This window comes from Acidimicrobiia bacterium (assembly GCA_029210695.1).
GTDB lineage: Bacteria > Actinomycetota > Acidimicrobiia > Spongiisociales > JAHEDJ01 > JAHEDJ01.
The window spans coordinates 16,798-28,782 of record JARGFH010000004.1; the positions used below are offsets into that span (position 1 = coordinate 16,798).

Genomic DNA, 11,985 nt, shown 5'->3' on the forward strand with positions numbered 1-11,985 from the left:
GAGGCGCCACCCGCAGAACTCAAAGTCGGCACCATGAAGGCCTCTTTCAGGTAGCCTGCCCCCATGGACCTGGCCCTCTTGATCGTGGCCTTCGGGTTCGGGTTCGCCGCTAGCGTCGTCCGCCTCCCGCCACTCGTGGGTTACCTCGCGGCCGGGTTCCTCCTTCACGGCTTTGGCTACGAGCCGACCGCCAGCCTCGATGTCGTCGCAGAACTCGGCGTCCTGCTGCTGCTGTTCGGCATCGGGCTCAAGCTGCGGCTGCGGACATTGGGACGCCCGGTCGTGTGGGCGGGCGCCACCATCCACTTAGTGCTGACAACGGCGCTGCTCGGCGCTCTGTTCCTGGGTCTCGGTGCACTGGGCTTGCCACTCGCTTCGGGGCTCTCCCCCGCAGAGGCGGTGCTTGTCGGGTTCGCGTTCTCGTTCTCCAGCACGGTCTTCGCGGTGAAGGCTCTGGAGGAGCGCAACGAGGCGGCGTCCCTTCAGGGCCGGATAGCCGTCGGTGTTCTCATCGTTCAGGACATCTTCGCGGTCGCATTTCTGACCCTGGCCGTCGACGCACGCCCGTCGATCTGGGCGGTACCGGTCGTGGTGGCTGTCGTGGCCGCCCGACCCATCTACGGCTGGCTACTCGACCGAAGCGGTCACGGGGAGTTGCTGATCCTGCTGGGTTTGGCGCTGGCGATTGGTGTCGGTGCCGAGTCCTTCGATCAGGTCGGCCTGAAGCCCGATCTCGGCGCCCTGGTGATCGGACTCACGCTGGCCAACCACCGGCGTGCTCCGGAACTGGCCGACACGCTGCTCGGCTTCAAAGACATACTGCTGATCGGCTTCTTCCTTTCCATCGGCCTCGAGGGCGCCCCAGGGGCGGCAGAGTTGGTTGTCGCCTTCGTCGCGTTGCTCGTCCTGCCCTTGAAGGTGAGCGGGTTCGTGTGGCTGGTATCGCGCTTCCGCTTCCGTGCCCGTACGGCATGGCATTCATCGATCACCTTGGCGACTTACAGTGAGTTCGGGCTCATCGTCGCCGTCATCGGCGCGGACCAGGAGCTGATCGATCCGCGTTGGACATCCGCAATTGCCGTCGCCGCCGCAGCCTCCTTCGCGCTTGCGGCCCCTCTCAATACGGCCAGGTACACCGTCTACGCCCGCTGGTCGGGTCGCCTGTCACCGCTCCAACGGGAACCGATCCAAGCCGACGACGCGCTAATCGAGCCCCTGGATGCACAGATCATCGTCTTCGGCATGGGGCGGGTCGGAGCAGGGGCCTACGACGAGTTGATTCTGCGTCGCCCCGAATCGGTGCTCGGCGTCGATCGTCGTGATGACATAGTGGCCGCCAACACGGCTGCAGGGCGGAACATCATTCGAGGCGACGCCCTCGACTTGGAGTTCTGGGATCGGCTGCGCCTCCACCCGGGCGTCGAACTGGTAGTCCTCGCCATGGGAGATCAAGCCGCCAACCTCGAGGCTGTGCGTAGGGTGCAGGACTTCCTGCCCACCGTGCGAACCGCCGCCTCCGCGACATATCCCGACGAGGTCGGCGAACTCGAGGCCGCCGGCGTCGATGTAGCCCGCAACCTATTCGACGAAGCCGGTCAGGGCCTTGCCGACGACGCTTGCGATCTTCTCGACGGGAAGGGCCGGCAGTAGCGAACGGAATTGCCCTCTGCCCCTGCCCACCGCACGGGCGAACGGGAATGGTGGCGAATGAAGAGTGGTGATTAGGTGATCGCGGCGTCGGGCTTGCCAGAACCGGCTCGCTCCGGTCCGGATCGGACCGCACACACAAACCCAGGTTCGGGTCACTTACACGACGACCTGCGAGGAAACCGTCCCCTAGGAGTCCATCATCGGGACATGCCAGAGCCCGCTTGGGGTGCGTGCAGAGCCGAATCCAGCAATTCCAGCCGGCCGCGTTGCGAGGAGTCCGGGTATCCGCCCTGAATGAGCGCGAATCACTTACTCCGATCGAGGCGTCACTCTCCGCGTTGTTGTGCTAGAAACGGTTCTACCGCCCCGGGCGCTTTGGGCGGAGGCTCTAGGAGGAGGATTCCCCATGTCTTTACCCGCTGCTATTGCCGTGTTGGGCGGCCCGCGGACTGAGAGGCGGCGTCGCTTTCTCGCGCTGACGGCCGCCTTTGTGCTGGTTTTGACCGCGCTGGCGGCGTCTGCCGACCCGGCGTCGGCCGCCAAGAAGGAAGATCCGCCAGGACAACTCGTCCAGGTTCAGTTGCTGGCGTTCAACGATTACCACGGCCATCTCCTGAATGGGACCGTGCCCGGCCAGGTCGACGGCCTCGATGCTGGTGGTTCGGAGTATCTGTCGACCAAGCTCAACGAGTTGCGGGCCGGCAACAAGTACAGCCTCACCGTGGCAGCCGGTGACTTGATCGGCGGCTCGCCGGCTTTCTCCGGGCTGTTCCACGACGAACCGTCGGTTGAATCGCTCAACGCGATGGGTCTCGACGTTTCGGGCGTCGGCAACCACGAGTTCGACGAGGGCGTCACGGAACTGCTCCGCATGCAGAATGGTGGCTGTCACCCAGTCGACGGCTGCTATTTCCCGGCCGAGCCGTTCGCCGGAGCCGATTTCCAGTGGCTGGCTGCCAACGTTGTTGACGAGGATGGTCAGACCCCGCTGCCGCCTTACTGGATCAAGAAGTTCGAGAGCGTCAAGGTCGGATTCATCGGGATGACACTGGAGGCAACAGATACCCTGGTCGCCGCCGCCGGCATCCAGGGGTGGGACTTCCTCGATGAAGCCGAGACGGCCAACGCACTAGTACCGATCCTGAAGGCGCAGGGTGTTGATGCCATCGTCGTGCTGTTGCACGAGGGTGGCTCGCAGACGCCGCCTCCCGGTGCGATCGACGCGTGCGTCGGGATCTCTGGACCCATCGTGGCGATCAACGACGCACTCGATCCTGCGATCGACGTGCTGATCACCGGTCACACCCACCTGCCCTACAACTGCTTGCTGCCCGACGCGGCGGGTAAGCCCCGCATCGTCACCAGCGCCTACTCGTACGGACGGGTGGTGTCGGAGTTTGACCTGGTCCTCGACAAGCGCACCAATGACGTTCGCCGTGATATGAGCACAGCCACCAACCACGCCGTCATCCAGGTGGACCTGGAGCCGGACCCGGCCATGACCGCCATCATCGCCAAGTGGCAGCCGCTCTACGACCTGGCCGGCAACACCCCGGTCGGGACCATCACGGAGACGATCTTCCGTGGTGGCACGCCGCCGGGATCAGATCGTGGCGTCGAGTCGGCGGCCGGCAATCTGGTCGCCGATGCCCAGCTGTGGTGGACGTCGATCAACGCTTCTCAGATAGCGTTTATGAACCCCGGTGGGGTACGATCGGATCTCACCTACCTCCAGTCCCAAGACCCTCCGGAGGGCGACGGTGTGGTCACCTTCGGGGAGGCGTTCACGTTCCAGCCGTTTGGGAACACGCTGATTACCTACGAGATGACCGGAGCCGAGATCATTTCGGTGCTCGAAGAGCAGTGCCAACCGGCCGGGTCGAGCCGGGCGTTTCTGCACCTCGGGGTGTCCGACGGCTTCACGTACGACCTCGGCAAGACATTCGATGGCGTGACGGGCGACTGCACATCGGTGACGGTGAGCAATGTGCAGCTGAACGGCGTACCGCTCAACCCGGCCGTGACGTACAACGTCACGGTGAACACATTCCTGGCCGACGGCGGGGACAACTTCGGTACATTCGCCACGATCACCTCGCCGCGACTCGACGGAGGCAATGACCTCCAGGCCCTCATCAACTACCTGGGGACGTTCAGCCCGGTTGCTCCTCCGAGCATCGACCGGGTCAACGAACTGCCCTGAACTGAGGGTGATTGGCAACTGGACCCGACCCTACGGGGTCGGGTCCAGCGCGACATCGACCTCCCGCAAATCCCGGTGCTCGAGGGTCAGCGGGGCAACCACATCGATACGGTGGTGCCCGCCGGGCCGCTCTCGAGGATTTCCATATCACCACCATGCGCTCTCACCAGACCTCGGGCGATCGAAAGCCCCAGACCACTTCCCGGGGAGTCCTCGGACTTCACGAAGCGGCCGAAGACCTCCTCGAGTTGGGTGGGGTCGATGCCCGGGCCGGAGTCGACCACCTCGGTCGTGATTCGATCGTCCGCAACCTCGACCGTGATCATCAACCGACCCCCTCCGGGCATGGCCCGGATCGAGTTCACGACCAGGTTGGCGAGTGCTTGGCGGATTCGCACCGGGTCCATCTCTATCTCCGGCACGGTGGTGGGAGCATTCACCGAGATTTCCACGGCCGAATTCGAGGCGATGGACTGGTACGAACTCGCCACCTCCTCGACCACCTTCATCAGGTCGGCATGCTCGGTTTGCAGCGGCAACTTCCCCGCCTCGGACAGGGTGAGGACCCGCAGATCTTCGATCAATCGCTCCAACACCTCGACCTCGTCGAGCAACGACTCCATGTGTGCGGGGCCACCGTCGTGGACCCCATCGATCACAGCCTCGATCTCACCCCGGATGACCGCCAGCGGGGTCCTCAGTTCGTGACCCAGGTCGGACATCAACCGCCGGCGCTGTTCATCTGCCTCTTCGAGTCGCTCGGCCATCGAGTTGAACGAAGATCCGACCGCCCGCATCCCGGCGGAGGATCGCTCATCTACCCGGGCGCTGTAGTCACCGTCCGCTAATCGTCCGGCTGCCCCGATGAGATCCCGCACCGGCCGCCAGGTGCGCCGAACCAACGCACGTAGAAACCAGCCTCCCACCACCAGCACGAACAGCGTGGCTGCGACGATGCCGGGCCGCCCGGCCGACGCCACCCCCGCCACCGCAGTCGCGATGAGCGCCCCGAACAGCGCCGCTACCAGTGCCAGGAAGATCACAAACGCGAGTACACCTTTGAAGATCCGGCGCCCGAACCCTGCCCAATCCTGCTGACCCCGCCCGGCCCGCGGGGGCCAGTGCTCGCCTTCCGGCCACCACTGCGGCCCGCCGCGAAACTGCCTACCCGTCGGCATATTTGTACCCCACCCCGTACACGGTCAGCAGATACTGCGGATGCGACGGATCGGGTTCCAACTTGCGGCGCAAGTTCTTCACATGCGCGTCGATCGCCCGCTCGTACGACTCGAAAGCCACACCATGCAAGGCATCGAGGAGTTGAGCCCTCGTATACACCCGGCCTGGTGAGCGAGCGAAGTGCAACAGCAGGTCGAACTCGGTCGGAGTGAGATCGACGTATCGCCCGGCGACGGTCACTGTGCGTTTCGTCGTATCGATCTCGAGACCGCCCGCCCGCACCAACTCCGGCGCCTCTACTGAGGCGTCGACCCGGCGAAGCACTGCGCGGACCCGGGCGACCAGTTCTTTGGGGCTGAAGGGTTTGGCCAGGTAGTCGTCGGCGCCGAGTTCCAGGCCGACGATTCGATCGGCTTCTTCGGCCCTGGCGGTCAACATGATGATCGGCACATCCGACGACTTGCGCAGCATGCGGGTCACGTCGAGGCCGTCGATGCCCGGCAACCCCAGGTCGAGCACGATCATGTCGGGCCGCTCGGAGCGGGCGGCGGCCAAAGCCGCCGGGCCGTCGGCGGCGGTGATGACGCGGAAGCCCGCCTGCTGCAGATAATCGCGCAGCAGGCGGGTGATCTTCATCTCATCGTCAACGACGAGGATCGTCTTCATGGCTCATAGTGTGGTCGTTCAGTCTTCAACAGGTGGAGTGTGGTCGTCCACTTCTTGTCGGGCATGCGCCATCCGGTGCCATTCCTCGAAGCGATCGTCGTGCGCGGTTCCCTCGTCGCTCACCGGCCATCCCCTCCTGGAAACCCGCCGCGGGCGGGCCGCATCGGTTCCCCAGTCCTGTGATGGACCGCACCACCTCTTGCCCGGCTCGCCTCGCCCGCTGCGGCCGGCGAGCAGCCTGGCCGCCAGACCGAAGAGCATGAAGAACAGAACGATTTTGAATACGACGCCCAACACAATGAACGGTGCGGCCACCAGGCCGCCGACCGCTCCCGGGCCGCCGAACAGAGCGGCTCCCAACAGGACACCAATACCCAAAAGGATGAACACTCCGAACGGGCTTCGACGCCTGAACATATCGATTCCTTTCTCGATTCGTTGACCACAGGATCTCGCCCTGATGTGGAGAACTTGTGAACGCGGTGCGGAGACACGTGAGACATCGTTGATCCAGCGGTGCCGGCGGGCGGAGTCGGCATTTCCCGGTCTCAACTGAGCAGGCCGTTCGATAGGGTCCAGAATGTTGCCGAGAAGAACGACACGAAAGGCACGACCGTGGACGATATGAGCTTCATCGAAGGCATTCCGAAGGCCGAACTCCACCTTCACCTCGAGGGAACTCTCGAGCCGGAGTTGAAGCTCGCGCTGGCAGAACGAAATGACGTGGCGCTTCCGGCGAGGACGGTCGAGGCGATGCGAGCCGCCTACGATTTCCACGATCTGCCTTCGTTCTTGAGCGTGTACTACGAAGGGATGAGCGTCCTGATCAGCGAGGAGGACTTCTTCGATCTGACCTATGCCTATTTGGTGAAGGCTCAGTCGCAGAACGTGCGGTATGCCGAGATGTTCTTCGACCCGCAAGCGCACACGAGCCGTGGTCTTTCGTTCGAAACCGTGATCAGGGGGATTCATCGCGCCCAGGAACAGGGTCGTGCCGACCTGGGCATCGAGACCCAGCTCATCATGTGTTTCCTGCGGGACATGACGGCCGGGTCGGCCTCCGAGGCGCTCGCTCAGTCGCTTCCCTACGGAGAGTGGATCGTGGGCGTCGGGTTGGATTCCGATGAGAAGGGCAATCCACCGGTCAAGTTCATCGATGTCTTCGCCGAGGCCCGCCGGAAGGGGTATCGCCTGACCATGCATTGCGATGTCGACCAGGACGACTCGGTCGAGCATATCTGGCAGTGCCTGGACGACGTTGGAGTCGAGCGGATCGACCATGGAGTGAACTCGCTCGAAGACGATCGCCTAATCGACGAACTCCGCACTCGTGGTGTCGCCTTGACGGTTTGCCCGATTTCGAACAGCTATGTCACAGAGGGCACGAAGGCTTCTGCCATAAAGGAGATGCTCGACCGGGGCTTGAAGGTGACCATCAACTCAGATGATCCCGCCTACTTCCCCGGCTACATGACCGAGAACCTCATCGTCGCCCAACGCGAGGGCGGCTTGACGAGAGACGATCTGATCCAGCTGAGCCGGAACGCGTTCGAGGCTGCCTGGATTTCCGACGATCAGCGACGTCCCTACCTCGAGGAGTTGGCTGCGTATTCGACCCGGTTCTGAGGGAGTCAGCGATCGAGCATCTCTAGCTGGAAGCTGAATACCTGGTCGTAAGCCCGGCCCATTGCCACCCCAACGTTCCCGGTACTGGTGCTGTAGACGACTGAGTACTGGGTGTCGGGTTGGGACACGTCTTCCAGCAACAGAAAGGCTCCCGGGATGTCGAGCGCACCGCCGGCCCCTTCGAGTTGGCGCGCAACTGTGTCGTGCCGTCCGCACTGCCCTCCGGTCGACTCGACCGAGGACTCGAGGAAGTTGGTCGCCGCCTGCCATGCGGGGTCACCACGAACCACCTGGATCTCGCCCTCGAAATGCTCAACGAGAGCCGAATCGCCATGCGAATCTGCTATCAGGTAATGGAGAGGGGGCCCACCCTCGAAGTCGATGTTGTAGGTCCCGAACAACTCGATCGCTTCTTCGACGGTACCTGCTTGTCCAACATCGCTCGAATGATCCCGAGCGATCCGATCGCCTCCTTGTCGGGGTCTATGGGTACCTCGCCTTGTGGAACCGCAGCCATGGCAATGGCGAAGCCTGCCTCGTTGAGGCCGTCGAAGGGAAGGTGATGGGCATCGAGAAGACCGGCCAACTCCTCGATTGATCTGGAGGTCAAGTCCCCGGCCAGGTCACCGCGAAAACCCAGATACTCGATGTCGACGAACGTGACCGCCGCGTACCCGTCGGCCGGATCAGTGAAGAGCACCAGAGTCGGACTGAACCGCCAATCGAGGTTGCGGGCAAACAACCTCGACTCCGGGTCCGCCATGGCCGTGAAGAGGGTGCACGCCCAGACGCGATTACCTGAAGGAACAGCGGCATCGGGCCCCTTGTATTCCTGGAGTCGTACTCCGCGTAGTGGTGCATCCTGTAGAGCGGGTAATCGTCCACCTGCTCCAGGCTGAGGAGCGTGGCGGCTTCCGCATCTGACAGTCCGAGGTGGGAGTAGTCCTGGTCGGGGGCGGGAAAGGCCGGAGCACCGCAGGCCGCCAGGCCGACGATCGTTGCCAGCAGGAATGCCGTCCCTCTGCCCAGTCTCACCTTCACCACCCGATGCTCGCCACTTCACCATACGCCACCGACGGAGAGCGTGACCGGGTGTCCGTTGACATAACCGCGGTCGGCCGGGAGGCGACAGCTCGCCCTCAGCCGAGAACGGTTGCAGGACCAGGGTGAGCTAGGCCGTGATTGGCAATGGAGAGATGGGTATTTGTGTAGCGCTGGAGATTGGCGAGCTGCCGTCGATCGAGACGATCACAAACCCAGTCCCAATGGAGGGCAACCCATTCCCCCGGACTGAAGCCACTCACGAACCCGTACCCCTCCAGGGTTGTGACGGCCAACTCCTCGATCTCAGCGCCGAGTGACAATGATCGACCATCCCATTCGAGCGGTCGGCTACTAACCACCAGCTTTTCCCCGAGATCAGCCACAACCCGCCCCCACCGGATGCGACACCGGTCGAGGATCCGGAGCGGGTGGTCCCCGAGGTCGCCGTTCAACAGGCCAACCCACGGGTATACGCCGAGCACGTGAAATGAGTGGTGGGGAAGCGCTTTTGCCGGGATGGTCTCCTCGAGGTACTTCCACGATGCCCCTGCTCGAGGAGCGAAGCGATCACGCAGGGAATTGCCGAGTGCGGTTACGTCCAGTCCTTCGAGCAAAGGACTTCCGATCCAATACGCCTCGACGACTCTGGTGTCGAGTGGATCTCCGATGCCGGTTTCGGTGGCGATGAACTGGAGGTATGGCCATGCGCCGGAGAATCCCTTGGCCAACTCCCGTATGCCGGGATCAACGACTTGCGCCGCACCGTACTCGAGCAAAGTGCGATGGTCCTCAGATCCGCAGTATCCCAGTTCGTTGGGTGGATAGGCGAAACGGGCAAACAGCAACGGTCCGGCGACCTCAGGCGAAAGGGTGCCGCGTGGATCGGGCGAGGCCTTCATCGTGACCCAGCCAAGCGCATCGCCGACGCCGGGACGATGAGCCAAAGGTCCTCATGATCGCGCACAAAGACCACAAGTGGCCCCAGCAGTATGCCCCTGATCATGGAGGCCGTGTTTACCCGCGTCTTCAACGATATGGCTATCGACGCGCCGGGCTTGACCCCCGGGAGATCTCGCGGAGGCCGTCCTCAGCGCGGTGGGGATCGTCGGGTAGCCCGATCGTTCCGCCAACGGAGGGATCCCGGATCGCAGTAACCCGTTCGACCGACCGTCCACCCGAGGGCGGAGGCCGCCTCCGACTCCACATAACCTTCACACAGCGCTCACTATGCCTGGATGACCGTCTCCGATACTGCCCCTAGATGTTCAAGAAAGGAGCAACATCATGAAGAAGACTCTCGGTCTTTTCCTGGCCGTGGCACTCCTGGTAGGAGCCATGGCAACTGCCGCTCTGGCGGCGGCTCCCGGTGATGGAATCCGGGATTTCGACAACGTCGGCAACCAGGCCGGCAACGGCTACGCCTGGGGATTCATCGACGAAGACGGTAATGGAGTCAGTGACAACTTCATCGACGCAGACGGCGACAAAATCTGCGACAACTACGTCGATGAGGACGGTGACGGTGTCAACGATCTGCGCGGGACCAGAGGTCTCGGTGGGCACGGCCCCAATGGCACCTGCGATGGAGAGAACTTCGTCGACGAGGATGGCGATGGTCTCTGCGACAACGCCGGATCAGGCGGCGGCTCGCGCGGCATGAGCGGCGGTAACGGACACGGGCGGAACGGGTAGATATCCGACTCCACTCCCTCGTTTGTTCCCCCGTCATCGCGGCGGGGGAACGAACGCGAGGGGAGGAGCACGTCGATGAGTGCCGACACCCGCACCTACGATGACTTCCATGCGAGCTGAACGGATTCTCGTGGTCGACGACGAAGACCGCATTCGGTCCACTGTCGTTTCCTATCTTCGTGAGGAGGGTTATCACGTCGATGAAGCGGCCACGGGGGAGGAAGCCGTCGCCAAAGCCCGCGACAAGAGCCCCGACCTCGTGGTTCTCGACGTCCGCTTGCCGGGCATCGACGGTTTCGAGGTTCTACAGCAACTCCGCCGGACCTCCGACGTGTACGTCATCATGCTGACTGCTCGCGCTGATGAGACCGACCGGTTGATCGGCCTCGAAGGCGGGGCCGACGACTACGTGACCAAGCCGTTCAGTCCGCGCGAACTCGTCGCCCGGGTCCGTACGGTTTTGCGCCGCAAGGGTATGACGAGTTCGGTCGACGAAGACGTTCTCGAGTTCGACGGTATCGCGGTGAACCTGGCCAGGAGGCAGGTCGGCGTGGACGGCCACGCGGTAGAGACCACCGCGCTCGAGTTCGACCTCCTCGCCGCGCTGGCCTCATCTCCGGGAAGGGTTTTCAGCCGCCGGCAGCTCATCGAACGCATCTGGGGCTGGGACTTCTTCGGAGACGAGCGGATCGTCGACACCCACATCAGCAACCTTCGCAAAGCGCTCGGTGACTCGGCCGACCCCCTGCGGTTCATCGGCACCGTGCGCGGCGTCGGATACAAGTTCCGCGGGGTCCGATCATGAGTATTTGGCGCCGTCTCCGCACCCGACTCTTTGTCTCCCATCTGCTGGTCATCGCGATCGGTGGGTTGGCGATGTTCGTGGTTGGGAGCGTCCTCACGAGGACGTTGTTCCAGGGCCGGCTAGGTCGGATGAATCGGGGCGCGGGCAGATTGAATAACGCAACGGCAGGCGAACTTCATGCGGCCCTCGGTGATTCGCTGAACATCGCGCTAGTGGTCGGCTTCGCAGTCGCCGTCCTGGCGGCCGGAGTGGTTGCGGCGTTCCTGGCCAGGAGGTTCATACGCCCGATCAGCGCCGTGCGGGAGGCGACCGACCGCATCGCCCGCGGCGAATACGACGAGGAAATCGAGTTGCCCCAGGAGGAAGAGTTGGCGGCTCTGGCCGGGGACGTCAACACCCTGGCGCGGACCTTGTCGGCGACTGAGAGCCGACGGACACGGCTCATCGGCGAGGTCACCCACGAACTCCGGTCACCGATCACCACCATCCGGGCGCTGATGGAAGGAGTCCTCGATGGAGTCACCGAGCCGACCAGTGAGTTGTTTGTGGCGGTAGCCGACGAAGCCTCCCGGATGCAACGCTTGGCCGACGACCTCGCGCTTTTGTCTCAGGCGGAAGAGGGGTCGCTGCCCATGGTTTTAGAACTCGCCGACCTGCGGGAACTGGGTGCCGGCGCGGCCGAGCGACTCCGGCTCCAGTTCGATCATCAGCAGGTGGCGCTCGAGGTTGAACCGGGCGTTGCTCTCCCGGTCTCCGTCGACCCCCTGCGCATCGGCCAGGTCTTCACCAATCTGCTGGGCAATGCCCTCATCCATACTCCCGCCGGCGGTGTCGTCGCCGTTCGATCGATCCGGGAGAGCGACATGGCCGTGGTAGAGGTCCTGGACTCGGGATCGGGTATCCAGCGCGACGAACTCGACCACATATTCGAGCGGTTCTACCGTCTGCCGGACTCGACCCAGCCGGCCGGACGCGGCATCGGGCTCACCATCGCCCGCAGCATCGCCCGAGCCCACGGTGGTGACGTCACTGCCGACTCGAGGGGCCCGGGCCAGGGGTCGACCTTCAGGATCTCGATTCCTCTCCACGAACTCGACCGGGGTTAGAACGACCTTCCTGC

Annotated in this window: 12 protein-coding genes; 6 read left to right on the forward strand and 6 right to left on the reverse strand. The window is 63.5% G+C overall.

Translation table 11 applies throughout. The annotated features are described in order from the left end of the window. The first annotated feature begins 63 nt into the window (after positions 1–63). Complete coding sequence (locus P1T08_02025; protein MDF1594865.1) at positions 64–1,650, forward strand: cation:proton antiporter; 1,587 nt, start codon at positions 64–66, stop codon at positions 1,648–1,650. 406 nt (positions 1,651–2,056) lie between these two features. After that, positions 2,057–3,853, forward strand: a complete 1,797-nt coding sequence (locus tag P1T08_02030) for a bifunctional metallophosphatase/5'-nucleotidase (GenBank protein ID MDF1594866.1) — start codon at positions 2,057–2,059, stop codon at positions 3,851–3,853. Between the two features lie 86 nt (positions 3,854–3,939). Here P1T08_02030 and P1T08_02035 read toward each other — a convergent pair whose 3' ends face one another. The 3 genes from P1T08_02035 to P1T08_02045 are packed head-to-tail and all read right to left on the reverse strand — an operon-like array spanning position 3,940 to position 6,115. Next, entirely contained in the window at positions 3,940–5,031 is a 1,092-nt protein-coding gene (locus P1T08_02035) for an ATP-binding protein (GenBank protein MDF1594867.1), read from the reverse strand. Beyond that, the gene (locus tag P1T08_02040; GenBank protein ID MDF1594868.1) at positions 5,018–5,698 is read right to left on the reverse strand and encodes a response regulator transcription factor; all 681 of its coding nucleotides are present in this window, start codon (positions 5,696–5,698) and stop codon (positions 5,018–5,020) included. The genes P1T08_02035 and P1T08_02040 overlap by 14 nt, the downstream gene beginning before the upstream one ends. 18 nt (positions 5,699–5,716) lie before the next feature. Continuing rightward, complete coding sequence (locus tag P1T08_02045) at positions 5,717–6,115, reverse strand: hypothetical protein (GenBank protein MDF1594869.1); 399 nt, start codon at positions 6,113–6,115, stop codon at positions 5,717–5,719. Between the two features lie 207 nt (positions 6,116–6,322). On the opposite strand from P1T08_02045, the gene P1T08_02050 reads away from it, so the two are divergent. After that, on the forward strand, positions 6,323–7,324 hold the full coding sequence (locus tag P1T08_02050; protein ID MDF1594870.1) for an adenosine deaminase: 1,002 nt from the start codon (positions 6,323–6,325) through the stop codon (positions 7,322–7,324). A 5-nt stretch (positions 7,325–7,329) separates the two neighbouring features. Here the strand turns inward: P1T08_02050 and P1T08_02055 are convergent, their stop codons facing one another. From P1T08_02055 to P1T08_02065, 3 genes are all read right to left on the reverse strand, one after another. Next, entirely contained in the window at positions 7,330–7,725 is a 396-nt protein-coding gene (locus tag P1T08_02055; protein ID MDF1594871.1) for a hypothetical protein, read from the reverse strand. Next, positions 7,671–8,087, reverse strand: a complete 417-nt coding sequence (locus P1T08_02060) for a hypothetical protein (protein ID MDF1594872.1) — start codon at positions 8,085–8,087, stop codon at positions 7,671–7,673. The genes P1T08_02055 and P1T08_02060 overlap by 55 nt, the downstream gene beginning before the upstream one ends. A gap of 376 nt (positions 8,088–8,463) precedes the next feature. After that, the gene (locus tag P1T08_02065) at positions 8,464–9,312 is read right to left on the reverse strand and encodes a DUF6390 family protein (protein ID MDF1594873.1); all 849 of its coding nucleotides are present in this window, start codon (positions 9,310–9,312) and stop codon (positions 8,464–8,466) included. A gap of 340 nt (positions 9,313–9,652) precedes the next feature. On the opposite strand from P1T08_02065, the gene P1T08_02070 reads away from it, so the two are divergent. From P1T08_02070 to P1T08_02080, 3 genes are all read left to right on the forward strand, one after another. Next, a complete protein-coding gene (locus P1T08_02070; GenBank protein ID MDF1594874.1) occupies positions 9,653–10,060 on the forward strand; it encodes a hypothetical protein in 408 nt (135 codons plus the stop codon). A gap of 109 nt (positions 10,061–10,169) precedes the next feature. Continuing rightward, the gene (locus P1T08_02075) at positions 10,170–10,865 is read left to right on the forward strand and encodes a response regulator transcription factor (protein ID MDF1594875.1); all 696 of its coding nucleotides are present in this window, start codon (positions 10,170–10,172) and stop codon (positions 10,863–10,865) included. Then, a complete protein-coding gene (locus tag P1T08_02080; protein ID MDF1594876.1) occupies positions 10,862–11,971 on the forward strand; it encodes a HAMP domain-containing sensor histidine kinase in 1,110 nt (369 codons plus the stop codon). Before P1T08_02075 ends, P1T08_02080 begins: the two co-directional genes overlap by 4 nt. The last annotated feature ends 14 nt before the right edge of the window (positions 11,972–11,985 follow it).